Annotated in this window: 20 protein-coding genes; 10 read left to right on the top strand and 10 right to left on the bottom strand. The window is 64.1% G+C overall.

The genetic code is table 11. From position 1 onward, the window contains the following. Positions 1-40: 40 nt before the first annotated feature. The 4 genes from nthB to DS839_RS28605 are packed head-to-tail and all read right to left on the bottom strand — an operon-like array spanning position 41 to position 2643. Positions 41-676, bottom strand: coding sequence for a nitrile hydratase subunit beta (nthB, locus tag DS839_RS28620; protein ID WP_119273933.1), 636 nt, complete (start codon positions 674-676; stop codon positions 41-43). After that, a complete protein-coding gene (gene nthA / locus DS839_RS28615) occupies positions 673-1299 on the bottom strand; it encodes a nitrile hydratase subunit alpha (RefSeq protein ID WP_119273932.1) in 627 nt (208 codons plus the stop codon). Before nthA ends, nthB begins: the two co-directional genes overlap by 4 nt. A gap of 33 nt (positions 1300-1332) precedes the next feature. Next, positions 1333-1830: a hypothetical protein gene (locus DS839_RS28610; protein WP_119273931.1), complete on the bottom strand. Its 498-nt coding sequence runs from the start codon at positions 1828-1830 to the stop codon at positions 1333-1335. After that, a complete protein-coding gene (locus DS839_RS28605) occupies positions 1831-2643 on the bottom strand; it encodes a hypothetical protein (protein WP_119273930.1) in 813 nt (270 codons plus the stop codon). 301 nt (positions 2644-2944) lie between these two features. On the opposite strand from DS839_RS28605, the gene DS839_RS28600 reads away from it, so the two are divergent. From DS839_RS28600 to DS839_RS28555, 10 genes are all read left to right on the top strand, one after another. Next, positions 2945-4009, top strand: coding sequence for a sirohydrochlorin chelatase (locus tag DS839_RS28600; RefSeq protein ID WP_119273929.1), 1065 nt, complete (start codon positions 2945-2947; stop codon positions 4007-4009). Further along, a complete protein-coding gene (locus DS839_RS28595) occupies positions 4006-4635 on the top strand; it encodes a precorrin-8X methylmutase (protein ID WP_119273928.1) in 630 nt (209 codons plus the stop codon). Before DS839_RS28600 ends, DS839_RS28595 begins: the two co-directional genes overlap by 4 nt. After that, positions 4632-5837 (top strand): precorrin-6y C5,15-methyltransferase (decarboxylating) subunit CbiE, encoded by a 1206-nt coding sequence (gene cbiE, locus DS839_RS28590; RefSeq protein ID WP_119273927.1) that lies wholly within the window; start codon positions 4632-4634, stop codon positions 5835-5837. Before DS839_RS28595 ends, cbiE begins: the two co-directional genes overlap by 4 nt. Then, entirely contained in the window at positions 5834-6535 is a 702-nt protein-coding gene (gene cobI / locus DS839_RS28585; protein WP_368911973.1) for a precorrin-2 C(20)-methyltransferase, read from the top strand. Before cbiE ends, cobI begins: the two co-directional genes overlap by 4 nt. Next, positions 6529-8298 (top strand): precorrin-3B C(17)-methyltransferase, encoded by a 1770-nt coding sequence (cobJ, locus tag DS839_RS28580; RefSeq protein WP_119273925.1) that lies wholly within the window; start codon positions 6529-6531, stop codon positions 8296-8298. The genes cobI and cobJ overlap by 7 nt, the downstream gene beginning before the upstream one ends. Beyond that, positions 8295-9068 (top strand): precorrin-4 C(11)-methyltransferase, encoded by a 774-nt coding sequence (gene cobM / locus DS839_RS28575; RefSeq protein ID WP_119273924.1) that lies wholly within the window; start codon positions 8295-8297, stop codon positions 9066-9068. Before cobJ ends, cobM begins: the two co-directional genes overlap by 4 nt. A gap of 120 nt (positions 9069-9188) precedes the next feature. Then, on the top strand, positions 9189-9467 hold the full coding sequence (locus tag DS839_RS28570; RefSeq protein ID WP_162918865.1) for a hypothetical protein: 279 nt from the start codon (positions 9189-9191) through the stop codon (positions 9465-9467). A gap of 15 nt (positions 9468-9482) precedes the next feature. Next, complete coding sequence (locus DS839_RS28565) at positions 9483-9899, top strand: hypothetical protein (protein ID WP_162918864.1); 417 nt, start codon at positions 9483-9485, stop codon at positions 9897-9899. Between the two features lie 231 nt (positions 9900-10130). Further along, positions 10131-10424, top strand: a complete 294-nt coding sequence (locus tag DS839_RS28560; protein WP_119273921.1) for a hypothetical protein — start codon at positions 10131-10133, stop codon at positions 10422-10424. A 199-nt stretch (positions 10425-10623) separates the two neighbouring features. After that, positions 10624-11319 carry a Crp/Fnr family transcriptional regulator gene (locus DS839_RS28555; RefSeq protein ID WP_119273920.1) on the top strand — a complete coding sequence of 232 codons (696 nt, stop codon included), beginning with the start codon at positions 10624-10626 and terminating at the stop codon, positions 11317-11319. Positions 11320-11328: 9 nt separating this feature from the next. On the opposite strand, the gene DS839_RS28550 is transcribed toward DS839_RS28555, so the two are convergent. From DS839_RS28550 to tatB, 6 genes are all read right to left on the bottom strand, one after another. Then, complete coding sequence (locus tag DS839_RS28550) at positions 11329-11877, bottom strand: methylated-DNA--[protein]-cysteine S-methyltransferase (protein WP_119273919.1); 549 nt, start codon at positions 11875-11877, stop codon at positions 11329-11331. Positions 11878-11947: 70 nt separating this feature from the next. Beyond that, positions 11948-12589, bottom strand: coding sequence for a protein-L-isoaspartate(D-aspartate) O-methyltransferase (locus DS839_RS28545; protein WP_119273918.1), 642 nt, complete (start codon positions 12587-12589; stop codon positions 11948-11950). Further along, positions 12586-13350 (bottom strand): 5'/3'-nucleotidase SurE, encoded by a 765-nt coding sequence (gene surE / locus DS839_RS28540; protein ID WP_119273917.1) that lies wholly within the window; start codon positions 13348-13350, stop codon positions 12586-12588. The genes DS839_RS28545 and surE overlap by 4 nt, the downstream gene beginning before the upstream one ends. Continuing rightward, positions 13350-14627: a serine--tRNA ligase gene (serS, locus tag DS839_RS28535; RefSeq protein WP_119273916.1), complete on the bottom strand. Its 1278-nt coding sequence runs from the start codon at positions 14625-14627 to the stop codon at positions 13350-13352. Before serS ends, surE begins: the two co-directional genes overlap by 1 nt. 91 nt (positions 14628-14718) lie before the next feature. Further along, on the bottom strand, positions 14719-15507 hold the full coding sequence (gene tatC / locus DS839_RS28530) for a twin-arginine translocase subunit TatC (protein ID WP_119273915.1): 789 nt from the start codon (positions 15505-15507) through the stop codon (positions 14719-14721). Then, positions 15507-15956, bottom strand: a complete 450-nt coding sequence (tatB, locus tag DS839_RS28525; protein WP_119273914.1) for a Sec-independent protein translocase protein TatB — start codon at positions 15954-15956, stop codon at positions 15507-15509. The genes tatC and tatB overlap by 1 nt, the downstream gene beginning before the upstream one ends. Between the last annotated feature and the right edge of the window lie 18 nt (positions 15957-15974).

Here is a 15974-nt window from a genome sequence, read left to right as displayed (position 1 = left end):
GAAGCGGCGATCTCGGTGGGAAGCTTGCCCGGATCGATCGTCATGCCGGCTCCAGATAGTCGCCCCAGAGATCGAGATAGAGCTTGTCCTGGGCCGCGGCCTCTTCTCCCCACAGTTCGCGCGCGGTGAAGGCGACCGCATAGAGGTGATGTGGCTGCGGTCCGTCACCCCTGGCATTGCTGTCGGCAAAGCTGAAGACGCCGTGATTGCGTGCAACCGTTCCGGTCTTGCCCCTCGCGTAGCGCGGGAGACGCGTATGACCGGTCGGATGGATATTGCGCGCTTTCACCCGATCGCCGACCGCGAAGCGCGGCACGATTCTTTCCGCCGGCATCCGGGTCGAGGCGCCGCGCTGAATGGCGCTGTCGACCTCGTTGGCCTTGATCGACGCTCCCGCCGGTTTGAATGGCGCTGATGCCGACACGCCGTGCTCCTCCAGAAGGCGGCTGATCGCATGAAGCCAATAGGCGTAATAGGGAAGCCGAAGATAATCGGCGGGCGGGATACGCTCGATCTCGCGGCGCAAATGATCATCGGCATAAGGCACGGTAAAGGGAAGGGCCGAGGCGATGGCGAACATGCGGCGCTCCCAGTCGGCGTGGAAGACCGGCTCGTTCGCTTCGGCGACGACCGGACCGAATCCATCCATGCCGCCCAGGTCATGCATCGAGTTCATGGCCGTGCCGTTCCGATCATGCAGTCGCGCGTCACCAGGGACGCCAGATCTTCTTCACTCATGCCTTCGGTGCCTTGCGGCCGCATCGGCAGGACCATGTAGCGGATCTCGGCGCTCGAGTCCCAGACTCTGATCTCGATCTCGGGATCGATCTTCAGGCCGAACTCGGCCAGGACGCCACGCGGATCTTTCACGACGCGCGAGCGGTAAGGGGCGCTTTTGTACCAGACCGGCGGCAGGCCGAGCACCGGCCATGGATAGCAGGAGCACAAGGTGCAGACGATGACGTTGTGGATGGCCTTCGTATTTTCGACGACCACCATGTTCTCGCCCTGAAGGCCTCCATAGCCAAGCTCAGCGATCGCCGGTGTGGCGTTGTCCAGCAGGCGCTCTCTGAAGGCAGGATCGATCCATGCCCGCGCGACGACGCGTGCGCCATTGCGCGGTCCGATCGATTTTTCATAAGTCTCCACGAACTTGTCGAGCGCCTCACGGTCAAGGAGGCCCTTTTCGATGAGCAATGACTCCAGCGCCTTGACGCGCAAGGCGATCCCGCGCTCCTCGCCGCCGTCATGATGCGGGCCGTCATGATCTTCATGGTCATGAGAGTGAAGTTTCGTCAAACGCTGCCTCCCTATCCTGCAAGGCACTTCAGCCTAGCACTGCCAGCCCTTCCCGGAGCGCAGGGATTTCGCCACATGCGCGACGACGGGATCGAACTCGGCCTTGCGGGCGGCAGGATATTCCAGCCGGACATGATTGGCGATATCGCCGTTGCAGGCCTTGATGATCTTCTCATAGAAGATGCGATCCGCCTTGCTGCCGGAAAAGGCGAACCAGTCCTCCCTGCCGGCCGAGTAGCTCACGTTCCAGCCATCATCCACAGCATAGGAGACGAGACGCTTGGCATAGTCCGTGAAACTCTCTTCATTGACGGTCGCCAGAGCGCCCCAGACCGCGATCGTCGCACCGCCTTCGGGCGAGGTGAAGCTTAAGCCATCATCATTCGCCGGCGGCTCGCCGGCTTTGTAGCCTGCGGGGATATCGGCGGTGGCGCCGAAGCGGTCGTTCACATAGGTCGTCCAATCCGACGCGGCCGCGGTCGTCGCGAGCGCGGCCAGCAAGAGCCACAAGACACACAAAAATCTCGGCATTCAATCCCTTCCGGTCTGGCTCTGCTTGAGGCTGCGGATGATGTTGCTCAGATCCTGCTGCGTCTGCTGCGGAACGCCCGTTGCGGGACGCGCGGCCTGGCGTTTCTGCACCGGCGCGGCCGGCCCGGGCTCGGTCCGCGTCTGTGGCTGCGGGCCGGTGAGGTTTGTCACATAGACGGGCGCCGGCGGCACGGCGCGGATCGGCGCCATGGCGATGTTGAGCGTGTGCGTGTCCTCGCGGCTGGCGGCAAGACCGGCACTGCCGCCCAGCTCGTAATCGCCGACGCGGATGATGGCGAAGCCCGGATCGAGGCCGGCGCCGGCTTCGATGCCAAATTCGATGATGTAGCCGAGCCCGTCGGTCGCTTGAGCGATGCCGGCGGCATCGATCGCCTCGGCCGCGCGGCTGATCCAGGTCTTGAGGCCGAGATTGCCTTTGAGAAGCGGCTCCAGCCCCTGCCCCGGCACATGATGAGCGCATTCCGCCTGGCCGAGGCTCGCAAGCGCGGTCGAGAAAGTCACCGAGGCGACGCTTTGCGCCTTGGCACGGCGGCGCGCATCGGCGCCCAGGCGGAAACTGTCGGTCACATGGATCGGCACCAGGATCTGGGCCGAGGCGCCGCCGCTGCGCGCTTCCGTCACATCGAGAGTGAGCTCGACGCCGGCCGCCCAGTTGCGCAGCCACGGGAAGCGCACGCTATTCTCGCGATAGGCTGTGGCGAGCTCGCATTTCACATTGCGCAGGATGTCGACGACGCCGACGCCCTTTTCATAGGGCAGGCTCGGCACCGAGGCGCAGGCCGCCACCGCCATCAGCCCTCCCAGTGCCCAGAAATTGCGAATCAGCAGGATTGTTTCCTCACGTCATCTCCTCCTATCAGCCCCGTGACGCCTTTGCATCATCGCTGGTCGCGTCGGCGATTGACCGGTCAGGCTCGCCCCGGTAGGTGTGGACGCAAGCAAGACGAGCAGCGTTCCTCCAGGAACTGAAAGCAAGTCCGGTGCGGCTGACCCAAATCGGGGGCCAATGCCGGAGCTGCGGAAAAGCCAAGGCAAGGGAATCCCCATGCCTGGAACCCTGTCCTTTCTTGCAGCGAATAAGAGGCAGGGACCCATGCAGACAAAAACCGGTGTGATGTTGTGCGGCCATGGCAGCCGCGATGAGGATGCTGTGCAGGAATTCGCCGTCCTCGCCCAGCATCTGAAGCAGCGCTTTCCCGGTCAGCCGGTCGAATTCGGCTATCTCGAATTCGCCACCCCCATCATCCGCGACGGTCTCGACAGGCTCCGGGCGGAGGGCGTCGACCAGGTGCTCGCCGTCCCCGGCATGCTCTTCGCCGCCGGCCACGCCAAGAACGACATACCCTCGGTTCTCAACACCTATGCCGTCAAGAACGGCGTCAGGATCGACTACGGCAAGGAGCTCGGCATCGATCCCAAGATGATGCGCGCCGCCGCCGACCGCGTCGAGGAAGCCCTCGCCGGTGCGCCGGGCGACATCGGCCGGCATGAGACCTTGCTGGTCGTCGTCGGGCGGGGTGCATCCGATCCCGACGCCAATTCGAACGTGTCGAAGGTCACCCGGCTCCTGTGGGAAGGTTTCGGCTTCGGCTGGGCCGAGACCGCTTATTCGGGCGTGACCTTCCCGCTGGTCGAGCCGGCGCTCGAGCATGCGGCACGGCTCAACTACCGGCGCATCATTGTCTTCCCGTATTTCCTGTTCACCGGGATACTGGTTCAGCGCATCTATGATGCGACCGACGCGGTGGCCAAGCGCCATCCCGGCATCCAGTTCATCAAGGCGCCCTATCTCAACGACCATCCGGCGGTGATCGACACCTTCGTCGAGCGGATCGAGCAGATCACAACGGGCGAAACCGCGATGAATTGCCAGATGTGCAAGTTCCGCACTCAGGTTTTAGGCTTCGAAGCCGAAGTCGGCGCGCCGCAAGAGAGCCACCATCATCATGTGGAAGGGATCGGCACCGGCAAGGCCCGCGATCATCACCATGATCATGACCACCACCATGACCATAATCACGGCCACGATCACCATCATCACGATCATGACCACCATCATCACCACCACGATCATGACGGGCACGATCACGGGCATCATCATCACCCCTACCCGCATGCCGATCACCCGCTCGGGCCTCGGAGCATGAAAAAGCGGTGAGAGACTATTTGAACGATCCGGCCGAGATCTACCGGCAGTCCTTTGCCGCGATCCGCGCCATGGCCGACCTGTCGGGCTTGCCGGCATCCGTCCATGGCATCGCCGAGCGCGTGATCCATTCCTGCGGCATGACCGATATCGTCGCGGATCTGCGGATCTCGGCCGATCTGCCGGGAGCGATCGCCGAGGCCCTGAAGGACCGGAAACCCATCTTCACCGACAGCGAGATGGTCCGCCACGGTATCATCGCCCGCATGCTGCCGGCGGGCGTCGAGATCGTCTGTACCCTGAATGATGAGAAGGCCCGCGAGCTCGGCCTTGCGCGCAAGATCACAAGGTCGGCGGCGGCGGTTTCCTTGTGGCTGCCGCGTCTCAGAGGCGCCGTGGTCGTCATCGGCAATGCGCCGACGGCGCTGTTCGCGCTGCTCGAGGCGCTCGACGCCGGGGCCGATCGGCCCGCCGCCATTGTCGGCTTCCCGGTCGGCTTCATCGGCGCCAGCGAATCCAAGGATGAGCTGGCGGAAAACCCGCGCGCTGTCCCCTTCGCCACGCTTCTCGGCCGGCGTGGTGGATCGGCCATGGCCTCTTCGGTCGTCAATGCGGTAACGGCGGATATGACCATATGACCAGATGGCTCAGCATCATCGGCATGGGCGAGGACGGCCTCGGCGGCCTCTCGCCGCGTGCCAGCTCCTTGCTCCTCGATGCCGAGGTCATCGTCGGCTCGAACCGCCTCCTGGCGCTCATTGGCGAGACCAAGGCGGAGCGGCATGAATGGCCCCAGCCCTTCAGCGCCGTCATCGACCGCATCAAGCCTCTGCGCGGCCGCCGGACGGTCGTGCTGGCGACCGGCGATCCGCTCAATTACGGCGTCGCCCGCAAGCTCCTGGAGATCGTGCCGTTCGAGGAGATGGAGATCGTCCCTCATCTTTCCTCCTTCAGCCTTGCCGCCGCGCGCATGGGCTGGCCGCTCGGCGATTGCGACATGATCACCTTGCATGGCCGGCCCGCCGCCAATCTCGAAGCTTTCATCCAGCCCGATGTGCGTCTCCTGGCGCTCACCGCCGATGGCTCGACCATCGCCGAGGTTGCCCGCCGCCTTGTCGCGCGCGGCTATGGTCCGAGCGAAATGACCGTGCTCGAGAATATGGGCGGCCCGCGCGAGAACAGCGTACGGTTCCGGGCCGATGATTTTGTCGAGCGCTCTTTCTCCGATCTCAACACGCTCGCCATCTGGTGCCGGCCCAAGTCCGGCGCCGCCTTGCTGCCGCGCGTTCCCGGCCTTCCCGATGAAGCTTTCATCCATGACGGCCAGCTCACCAAGCGCGAGGTGCGCGCCGCGACGCTTGCCGCTTTGGCCCCCTATCCCGATGCGCTCCTGTGGGACGTCGGCGCGGGGTGCGGCTCGATCGCCATCGAATGGATGCGCGCGGCACGGGGCGCGCGGGCCATCGCTTTCGAACAGGATGCGGAACGCCTGCGCATGATCGGCGAGAATGCCGATCGCCTGGGCACACCGCGCCTCAAGGTCATCGCCGGCGAAGCGCCGCCGAGCCTTGCCGGCCAGGAGACGCCCGATGCCGTCTTCATCGGTGGCGGCATGGGGATTCCCGGCGTGTTCGAGGCGGGCTGGGCGGCGCTCAAGTCGCAAGGGCGCATGGTGGCCAATGTCGTTACCCTCGAGGGCGAATTGCATCTGGTCGACCTGCAGGAGAAATATGGCGGCGACCTGGTCCGTCTCGATGTCTCCTATCTCGCGCGCATCGGGCCGCTCAGGGCGCTCAAGCCCCGCATGGCGGTGCTGCAATGGCGAGCGGTCAAGCCATGAGCGGCACATTCTATGGGCTGGGCGTCGGACCCGGCGATCCCGAGCTCATCACGCTCAAGGCCTGGCGCCTCATCTCGCAAGTCCCGGTCATCGCCTATCCGGCGGCGAACGGCAATGACAGCCTGGCACGGAGCATTGCCGCGCCCTTCATCCCGGAAGACGTGATCGAGCTCGCCATCGACGTGCCGATGCGGCGCGAGAGAGCGCCGGCGCAGGAAGCCTATGACGCCGCTGCGCAGGCGATCGCCAGCCACCTCGATCAAGGACGCGACGTCGCCTTTCTCTGCGAGGGCGATCCCTTGTTCTATGGCAGCTTCGCTTATCTCCTGACGCGGCTGGCGCAGAATTATCTGACGCAGGTCGTGCCGGGCATCAGCTCGATCACCGCCTGCGCCGCCGCCATCAACCGGCCGCTCGCGGCGCGCAACGATATATTGAAGGTGCTGCCGGGAACGCTCGACGCTTCGCGCCTCAAGCAGGAGATCATCTCCTCCGATGCGATTGCCATCATGAAGGTCGGCCAGCATTTCGATAAGATCCGCGGCGTGCTGAGCGAGCTGGGCCTCGCCGGCCAGGCGATCATCATCGAAAAGGCGACGCTCGATGACGAGAAAGTCACACGGCTCGCCGATGTGCCGGAGGGCGAGCGGCCCTATTTCTCGACCATCCTCGTCTATAAGGGCGGCGAGTCGTGGTGAAGGCGCCCGCCATTTTCATCCTGGGAAGCTCCGCGTTGCCCCTGGCGCAGAAGCTCAAGGACCTGCTTGAGGCCGAGATCCACGGACCGCGCTGCGTGAGCGGACCGGATCGAGCCTATGAGAAGGCGACAGTGGCGCTGCAAGAGCTTTTCCGCGATGGCCGGCCGATTATTGCGCTCTGCGCCTCCGGCATCGTCATCCGCGCCCTGGCGCCGGTGCTCGACGACAAGCGCCAGGAACCGCCTGTCCTGGCGCTGGCGGAAGACGGCAGCTCCGTCATACCGTTGCTCGGTGGACATCACGGCGCCAATGATCTGGCGCGAAGGATCGCCAAGATCACCGGCGGCCATGCGGCGGTCACGACCGCCAGCGATCTGCGCTTCGGTGCTGCGCTTGATGATCCTCCACCAGGCTGGGTATTGGCCAATCCCGAGGACATGAAGGCTTTTGCCGCGCGTCTCCTGGCCGGTGAAAGCGTCAGGACCAGCGGCCAGATGCCCTGGCTCGATCTCCCGACGTCTGCGGCCGCGGCGCTCGAGATCACCGCGACCCATGAGGATCTGACCGGCTCGCCGTCGCACCTCGTTTATCACCCCAAGGTGCTCACCTTGGGCGTCGGCGGCGAACGCGGCGTCGCGGCGGACGAACTTGTGACCCTCGTGGACGACACCCTCGCCCGGCATCGCCTGTCCCGGAACGCCCTGGCCGCCATCGCCTCTCTCGACCTCAAGGAAGATGAGGCGGCGATCCATGCCCTGGCGCGGCATCTGGGCCTCCCGCTCCGCGTGTTCACGGCGGCCGAGCTCAATGCCGAAGCCTCCAGGCTCAAGACGCCCTCCCCTCTGGTGATGAAGGAAGTAGGCTGTCCGGGCGTCGCCGAAGGGGCCGCCCTGGCGGCGGCGGGGCAGGAAGCCCGCCTGATCGTGCCCAAGACCAAATCGCGACGCGCCACCTGCGCCGTGGCGCTGGCCCCTGCCCCTGTCCTCGAGCCGCGCGGCCGCGCGCAAGGCAGGATCAGCCTCGTCGGACTTGGCCCCGGCGACCATTCCTCGCGCAGCCCGGCGGCGAGCGCGGCCTTGCGCCAGGCGACCGACTGGGTCGGTTACGATCTCTATCTCGATCTCGCCCGGGATCTGAAAGGCGCGCAGCAGGAGCACCGTTTTCCGCTTGGCGCCGAAGAGACGCGGGTGCGCCATGCCATCGCGCTTGCCAAGGAGGGTCGTCAGGTCGCCCTCATCTGCTCGGGCGATCCCGGCATCTATGCCATGGCGGCGCTTGCCTTCGAGCTCATCGATCTGGCGCCTGAGCGCATCGCCGTCGAGGTGCTGCCCGGTATTTCCGCCTTCCAGGCGGCGGCGGCACGCGCCGGCGCCATGATCGGCCATGATTTCTGCTGCATCTCGCTCTCCGATCTACTCACCCCCTGGGAGATCATCGAGAACAGGCTCAAGGCCGCCGCGCAGGGCGATTTCGTCACCGCCTTCTACAATCCGCGTTCGCTCAAACGCCGCGATCAGCTGGAAAAGGCGATCGCCATCCTGAAGTCCTATCGGCCGGAAGACACGCCGGTGATCGTCGCGAGCAATCTCGGCCGCGCCGAAGAGAAGGTGCGCATCGTTCCGCTCAAGGATTTCGATCCGGACGTGGTCGACATGCTGACGCTGGTGATGGTGGGCTCATCGCAGTCGAAATCCTTTCAGCGCGGCGATGGCCGGACCTATGCCTATACGCCGCGCGGCTATGCCAAGAAGAGAAAAGCATGACGGTTCATTTCATCGGCGCCGGGCCAGGCGCGCCCGATCTCATCACGCTGCGCGGCTTGCGGCTCATTCAGAGCTGCCCGGTCTGCCTCTATGCGGGCTCGCTGGTGCCCGAAGAGATCGTCACGGCCGCGCCCGAAGGGGCTCGCGTCATCGACACGGCGCCTCTTCATCTCGACGAAATCATCGCCGAGATCGAAGCCGCGCATCGTACCGGCAAAGACGTCGCGCGCGTGCATTCCGGCGATCCCTCGATCTACGGCGCCATTGCCGAACAGATGCGCCGGCTCGATGCACTCGGCATTCCCTATGATGTGACGCCCGGCGTTCCGGCCTTCGCGGCGACGGCGGCGGCCCTCAAGACCGAGTTCACTTTGCCCGAAATCGCCCAGACGATCATCCTGACCCGCACCGCGATGCAAGCCTCGCCGATGCCGGAAATGGAGCGGCTCGAGGAGCTGGGCCGCGCCAGGGCGACGCTCGTCATCCATCTCTCGGTGCGCAATCTGGGCTATGTGGAGCGCGCCTTGACCCCGTATTACGGGCCCGACTGCCCGGTCGTCGTCGGCTATCGGGTGAGCTGGCCCGACGAGCAGATCATCCATGGCACGCTCGCGACCATCGCCAGGAAGGTTCGCTCGGCCAAGCTCACCCGCACGGCCCTGGTGATCGTGGGGCCTGTGCTCACTGCCCATGATTTTCGCGATTCTGCCCTTTACGACGCCGGCCACGAACATGTCCTGCGCAACCGGAAGACGCCAAAAAGCGCTTGAATCCGGCCTTTTTCGACTGTGAGTTTCCCCACAGACGCTAACCTGCCGTCTCACTAAGCTCTCCTGCATCAAATCGAATCCGGTCGTCCAGAAGCCGGAAAGCAGCACAGGAGAGAGACTATGAATGCTCACGCACATCGTCCGCTCACTCGCCGCCCTTCGAGCCCTAAGCCGCTCGGGAGATTTGCCGCCTGGGTGAACACGAAATGGCGGGCCCGCCGCGCCCGCCGTCTCGAGGAGGAAACCATGGCGTGCCTGAGCGCCATGGACGCCAAGCTTCTCAACGATATCGGTATGGATATCGGCAAGCTCGGCGACCTCGCTGACGAGCCCGCACCGGCGAATCCGGTAACCGCGTTTCCACCATCGCAGCATTCGAACCGGCACAAGCGGTCATAAATCGGGGGCATGGTCATGGGGGCTCAAGTGTCGCAATCGAGGTCGCCGCGCAGCTTTCATCTGCATCGCGGACGCTTTCTCGCCGCTTTCGTGCTTGTTGCGATCCTGCTGGTCGCCGCTCATGCGTTCTTCACGCTCAGCGCCGACAGCATGACGATTGCCGGCCTTCTTCTTTCCCTCCCGCTGGTGCTCATCGCGGCACTCAGCGTGGGGCGCGGGCTCCTAACGCCCTCTCTCAAGGAGCTCGCGTTCTATTTCTTCGCCCTCATGGCCGCCGGCGTGATCTGGCCCGGCGCTCATCTGGCGATCGCCACCTACAAGGACGCGGGGTTCATCGCGCTCGCCGCCTTCATGATCTTCGTCTTCGTGCTCGCCGTCGCGCTTGCCGTGCTGTCGGCCTACCTGCTCGCAGGCCGCGACGACGAGACCTGAGATCTCCCCACCTCTGGATCTTCCTCCGGAGGCAACTCCCCCCATTCCGGTTCCGACGCCCGGGGTGGGGGTTCTTTTTTCGTTGAAGCCGCTTCCCCTCACTCCGCAAGCGTTTCTCCCTTCCCTTCGGTGAGTTTACTCACAGACATGGTTCGCGCCTGGCCATTAAACTTTGCGCCACAGTTCGAGAGTGCCTCCAAATCGAAGCCGATCGCGACAAAGGAGAGAACCATGAACACTCAAGCAGAGCGCCTGGTCAGCCGTGATACTACGCGTCTCTTCGGCTCCACCCGCCTGAGCAAGCTTGCGGCCTGGATGAGGTCGAAGCACGAGGCCTACCGGACGCGCAGACGCGAAATCGAGGCGCTGGAAGCGCTGAAGGCGATGAGCCCTGAGCTCCTGGATGACATAGGAGTCGTCATAGACAGGTCCGGCAAGCCAGTGCCGCAGGCCGCGAATCAGCATCCTTATGTCGTCGCCGCCGAAGTCCTTACGCTGTCGCCCAGATATCACGATCCGTCCTGAAGCCTTCATCGATCCGTGCTCGTCCGAGCATCGGGTGCGGAACGCGAGCCCTCAAGCCCCCACTTCGAAGGGCCTCGCGTTCTTGCCCGCGGCGGCCCGGCCGACCGTTCAAGGATGAGGTAATATCACCATTGCCGCGGCGCGGCTTTGGTGTTCTTAATCATGGTCGACGGCTCCACCGCCTTACCGACATTGGGACATGAGCAAGCAACATTTGGACGCATTGAGGTCGATCGCCTATTTCAAATCCCTGGATGAGGCCGCTTTTGCCGAGGTCGTCAAGCATTGCGCGATCCGCGAATATGGCGCGCAAGAGCTCATCATGGGCCATACGGACCTGACCTTCGATGTTCTGTTTCTGCTCGAGGGGCAGGCGCGGGTCAGCATCTATTCGGCCGACGGGCAGCGTGTCGGCTTCAGGGACGTTGCCGCCGGCACGATCGTCGGCGAGTTGTCGGCCCTCGACAGCCAGCCTCGATCTGCGAGCGTCGAATGCGTCGAGCGTTGCGTCGCGGCGGTGATGCGGCAGCCGCATTTCCACGCCGCTATTGCCAATCATCCGCAGTTCACCATGGCCGTGCTGAAGCACCTGACAGGACAGGTGCGTGTGCTCACGACGCGCATCTTTGAATTCAGCACCATGGCGGTTCGCCAGAGGCTGCGGGCGGAGTTGCTGCGTCTGGCGGAGGCAGCCGCACGAGACAAGGAACAGGCTGTCCTGTCGCCGGCGCCGAAACACGCCGAGTTCGCAGCCCGCATCAGCACGCATCGGGAAGCCGTCAGCCGCGAGTTCGCCTGGCTCGAAGCCCAGGGCTATGTCCTCAAGGACGGCCGGGCCCTGAAGATACCGAGCCTCGAGCGCTTGCGCGATCTGGTCCACGCCGAATGGCAGTAGGACTCTTGGTCATGCATCAAAGAGATCGTTCTGCCGATCGACCCGGCCGTTGCGGATCGGCACCCCTTCATGATTGAGGAGCCAGGTCTTGCGCGGCAGGCCGCCGCCATAGCCGGTGAGCGTCCCGTCCGAGCCGATCACGCGATGGCACGGCACCACGACCGAGATCGGATTGCGGCCATTGGCGAGGCCCACGGCGCGCATCGCATTCTTGTCGCCGAGGCGGGTCGCGAGCTCGCCATAGGAGATGGTCGTGCCGACCGGAATGCGCCGCAGCTCGGCCCAGACGCGTTCCTGGAACGGCGTGCCGCCACCCTTCGCCGGCAAACCGTCGACGGCTGCGACATCGCCCGCATAATAGGCCCGCAGATGATCCGAGAAGCCGCACGGATTGGCAGTCTCCCGCATCACATGTTCGGGGTAGCGGCGTTTGATGTCCTTCATGTAGCGCTCGGGCTGATCGTCGAACTCAAGCCCGATCATCACGTCGTCCTCGACCATCAGGATCATGGGACCGATGGGCGTCTCGACGTGATCGGTCAGAATGGTCGTGCTCATCACGGCACCTCGTCAATCGCATTTGTCTCGACAATAGTCGCCCTGTTGGAGCGGAACCACCCGAAAACGACTAGCTTTCCCGGGCGATTCCTTCCACCAGGGGCACGAACCTCACCGGCAGCAGGCGCTCATGGGCGAGACCCCGCTCGTCGCGGGTGATGCGCACGAGTTCCTGGCTCATCGGCCCCGACTGCAGCGGGATGATCATGATGCCGCCCACGGCCAGCTGATCGCCCAGCGCCTGCGGCACCTCGGCTGCCGCCGCGGTGACGATGATGCGGTCGAAGGGCGCCAGTTTCGGCCAGCCTTTATGGCCATCGCCCACCATTTGCGTGACATTGGAAAGGCCCAGCGCCTTGAAGCGCTCGCCGGCCTCTTTCGCCAGCGTGCGGTAGCGCTCGATCGTATAGACCCGGCGGCAGAGCGGCGAGAGGATGGCGGTCTGGTAGCCCGAGCCAGTGCCGATCTCGAGCACCTTGCAGCGGTCGTTCAATTTCAGCCGGTCGGTCATGAACGCGACCACATAGGGCTGGCTGATCGTCTGGCCGCAGGCGATCGGCAATGCCTGGTCGGCATAGGCCATCGGCTGGAAGGACGGGCCCAAGAACATTTCACGAGGGGTACGCTCTATCGCTTCGAGAATCCTCTGATCGCGAATGCCCTGATTGCGCAGGGACATGATCAGCTCGATCTTGCGATAGTCCTCGGTCACGTTTTCTCCAGCGCCACCCGCAATGGTTCTATGGCTTCGAGCTGTGTCAGGTTCATGTGGAGCGGCGTCACCGAGATGCGCTTCTCGAAAGCAGCCCTGAGATCGGTCCCGGCCGGCGGATTGCCGCGCTCGCGCTGGAAGCCGACCCAATAATAAGGCCGCCCGCGCGTGTCGCGGCGCTCGTCGATGGTGAGGAGATTCTGGTCGCGCTTGCCTTGCCGCGTCACCTCGACACCCACGACCTCGTCCGGCCGGCAATCGGGGAAATTGATGTTGAGCAGCACGCCCGGTCCCAATTCGACGTCGAGAAGCTGCTTGAGCACATTGGCGCCGTGGCGTTCGGCGACGTCGTAAGTGAGCGCATCGCGATTGTGGATGCCGATGACTTGCGACAGCGCGATGGACTTGAAGCCCAGCGTGGTGCCTTCCATGGCCGCGGCGATGGTACCGGAATAGGTCACATCATCGGCGATATTCTGGCCGCGATTGACGCCGGAGAGAACGAGATCGGGAGCGTCGGGCATGATCTTGCGCGCCGCCATGACGACGCAATCGGTCGGCGTGCCGAGGACGGCGAAGCGGCGCTCGCCGACCTTGCGCAGGCGCAAGGGGTCGGCGAGCGACAGCGAGTGCGAGGCGCCCGACTGCTCGGACTCCGGCGCCACGATCCAGATGTCGTCGGAAATCTCGCGCGCGATCTTTTCCAGCGACTCGAGGCCTTCGGCATATATGCCGTCATCATTGGTGAGGAGGATGCGCATTATAGGCCCTTGATCGTCGTCTCGTTGTTCATATAGGGGCGCAGCGCCTCGGGGATCGTGACGCTGCCATCCGGATTCTGATAGTTCTCGAGCACTGCGATGAGGGCGCGGCCGACGGCGACGCCCGAGCCGTTGAGCGTGTGCACGAAGCGTGGCCCCTTGCCTTCCTTGGGCCTGAAGCGCGCATCCATGCGCCGCGCCTGGAAGTCGCCGCAGACGGAACAGGAGGAAATCTCGCGATAGGCGTTCTGGCCCGGCAGCCAGACCTCGATGTCATAGGTCTTGCGGGCCGCGAAGCCCATGTCGCCGGTCGACAGTGTCAGCGTGCGGTAAGGCAGATCGAGCCGCTTCAGCACCTCCTCGGCGCATCTGGTCATCCGCTCATGCTCATCGCCCGACTGCTCAGGCGCCGTGATCGAGACGAGCTCGACCTTGGAGAATTGGTGCTGGCGGATCATGCCGCGGGTGTCGCGCCCCGCTGCACCCGCTTCCGAGCGGAAGCACGGCGTCCAGGCGGTGACGCGGATCGGCAGCGCCCCTTCCTCCAGCACGGATTCGCGCACCAGATTGGTGAGCGAGACTTCCGCCGTCGGGATGAGCCAGCGGCCATCGGTCGTATGGAACTGGTCCTCGGCGAATTTCGGCAGTTGCGCCGTGCCGAACATGGTTTCGTCGCGCACGATCAAGGGCGGATTGACTTCGGTATAGCCATGCTCGCGCGTGTGGAGATCGATCATGAAATTGCCAAGCGCCCGCTCGAGCCGGGCGAGCGCGCCCTTGAGCACGACGAACCGGGCGCCCGAAATCTTCGCCGCCGTCTCGAAATCCATGAGCCCCAGCGCCTCGCCGATCTCGAAATGCTGCTTCGCCATGTTGAGGCCCCGGGGCCTCCCGTGGCGGCGGATCTCGACATTGGCGGTCTCGTCCGGCCCTTCCGGCACGTCATCCGCCGGCAGATTGGGGATCGCCGCGAGCGCATTGTGCAAGGCGGCCTCGGCTGCCTTCAGCGCCTCCTCCTCGGCCGGCATGCCATCCTTGATGCGGGCGACCTCCGCCTTGAGCGCCTCGGCTTTCGCCTTGTCGCCCTTGCCCATGGCCTGGCCGATCTCCTTGGAGGCGGCGTTGCGGCGCTCCTGCAGCGCCTGGAGCCTGGCGATGAGGCTGCGGCGCTCCTCATCGAGGGCGACGAGCGCTGCCGCCTGCGCCGCGAGCCCACGCTTGGCGAGGCCCTCGTCGAAGCCTTGCGGATTGTCGCGGATGAATTTGATGTCGTGCATGTCCGATTCCCGTGTTGCGGGATGCTATAGAGCCCCGGCCGCGGAAGGCAAAGGCTGCATCAATTTTAAGAATTTATTGACAGCCGATCGACTATTCGGCGGCGGCCTCTTTCGCCGCCTGGGCAGCGCGCCGGCTTTCGAGGAATCTCACGGCCTGCACGGAGACCTCATAGAGCGCCATCAGCGGGACTGCCATGGCGATCTGCGAAATGGGATCGGGCGGCGTCAGGACGGCGGCGACAATGAAGACGCCGACGATTGCGAATTTGCGCCCGCTTTTCAGCTGCTCATAGGAAAGAACGCCGATCTGACCGAGAAGGGTCAGGATGACGGGTAGCTGGAAGCACAGGCCAAAGGCCAGGATCAGCATCATCACGAAGTCGAGATAGGAGAGCACGTCCGGCATGAGCTCGACGGCCGACTGGCCGCCGCCGCCCGTGCCTTCGATGAGACTGTAGAAGAACCTGATCGCGACCGGCAGCAGGAAGAAGAAGACGAGACAGGCGCCGAGCACGAAGAAGATCGGCGTGGCGATGAGATAGGGCCGGAAGGCGTTGCGCTCATTGCTGTAGAGGCCCGGCGCCACGAAGCGATAGATCTGGATGGCGATGAGCGGAAAGGTGATGAACAGCGCGCCGAAGAAACCGATCTTCAGCTTGACGAGGAAGAAGCCCAAAAGCTGGGTCTGGATGAGCTTGGCCGATGCGCCCGTCCCCCATTCGAAAGGCAGGATCAGGATGTTGAAGATCTGGGTCGAGAAGGCGAAGCTCAGCACGAAAGCGAGGACGAGGCCGATCACGCAATAGATCAGCCTTTTGCGCAACTCGATCAGATGGTCGAGCAGAGGAGCTTCGGTAGCGTCGATATCAGCCTGGCTCATCAATGCACCACGGGCGGCGCTTCGGGCTTGGCGGCGGGCGCGGGCTCCGCCTTTGCAGCTTCCACGGCAGGCTTGGCTTCAGCCGACGTGGCGCCGTTCTCGCCGAAGTACTTCTTGAAGTCGTCGTCCTGCTTCTTCAGCTCGGTGGTCAGGTCTTTTGCCACCGTCGGTATTGGATTGCTGGCGGAGATCGAGTTGATCTCCTTCTTCACATCCTCGACCGGATTCATGGTCTTGAGATTGCTGATTTCCTTCTTGATCTCGTCGACGCCGGCTTCCCGCATCGCTTGATCGAGATGGCCCTGGAATTCGCGTGCCATGCCGCGCACCTTCTGCATGGTGCGGCCGAACGCGCGGAGCACTTTCGGTAGATCCTTTGGTCCGATGACGATGATGGCCACCAGGGCAATCACCACCAGTTCGGTATAGCCGATGCCGAAATCAAACATTGTGGCTCTCTGGCCCCG

The organism is Taklimakanibacter deserti, assembly GCA_003574785.1.
The sequence above is the reverse complement of the archived record's forward strand: the minus strand, read 5'-3'. Positions and strand labels throughout refer to the sequence as shown.

Bases quoted from the DNA above. Each gene is read 5' to 3' on its own strand.
- nthB (WP_119273933.1), bottom strand. From the start codon at position 676: ATGAACTCGATGCATGACCTGGGCGGCATGGATGGATTCGGTCCGGTC.
- DS839_RS28610 (WP_119273931.1), bottom strand. From the start codon at position 1,830: ATGCCGAGATTTTTGTGTGTCTTGTGGCTCTTGCTGGCCGCGCTCGCG.
- DS839_RS28605 (WP_119273930.1), bottom strand. From the start codon at position 2,643: ATGGCGGTGGCGGCCTGCGCCTCGGTGCCGAGCCTGCCCTATGAAAAG.
- DS839_RS28600 (WP_119273929.1), top strand. From the start codon at position 2,945: ATGCAGACAAAAACCGGTGTGATGTTGTGCGGCCATGGCAGCCGCGAT.
- cbiE (WP_119273927.1), top strand. From the start codon at position 4,632: ATGACCAGATGGCTCAGCATCATCGGCATGGGCGAGGACGGCCTCGGC.
- cobI (WP_368911973.1), top strand. From the start codon at position 5,834: ATGAGCGGCACATTCTATGGGCTGGGCGTCGGACCCGGCGATCCCGAG.
- cobM (WP_119273924.1), top strand. From the start codon at position 8,295: ATGACGGTTCATTTCATCGGCGCCGGGCCAGGCGCGCCCGATCTCATC.
- DS839_RS28570 (WP_162918865.1), top strand. From the start codon at position 9,189: ATGAATGCTCACGCACATCGTCCGCTCACTCGCCGCCCTTCGAGCCCT.
- DS839_RS28565 (WP_162918864.1), top strand. From the start codon at position 9,483: ATGGGGGCTCAAGTGTCGCAATCGAGGTCGCCGCGCAGCTTTCATCTG.
- DS839_RS28560 (WP_119273921.1), top strand. From the start codon at position 10,131: ATGAACACTCAAGCAGAGCGCCTGGTCAGCCGTGATACTACGCGTCTC.
- DS839_RS28555 (WP_119273920.1), top strand. From the start codon at position 10,624: ATGAGCAAGCAACATTTGGACGCATTGAGGTCGATCGCCTATTTCAAA.
- DS839_RS28550 (WP_119273919.1), bottom strand. From the start codon at position 11,877: ATGAGCACGACCATTCTGACCGATCACGTCGAGACGCCCATCGGTCCC.
- surE (WP_119273917.1), bottom strand. From the start codon at position 13,350: ATGCGCATCCTCCTCACCAATGATGACGGCATATATGCCGAAGGCCTC.
- serS (WP_119273916.1), bottom strand. From the start codon at position 14,627: ATGCACGACATCAAATTCATCCGCGACAATCCGCAAGGCTTCGACGAG.
- tatC (WP_119273915.1), bottom strand. From the start codon at position 15,507: ATGAGCCAGGCTGATATCGACGCTACCGAAGCTCCTCTGCTCGACCAT.
- tatB (WP_119273914.1), bottom strand. From the start codon at position 15,956: ATGTTTGATTTCGGCATCGGCTATACCGAACTGGTGGTGATTGCCCTG.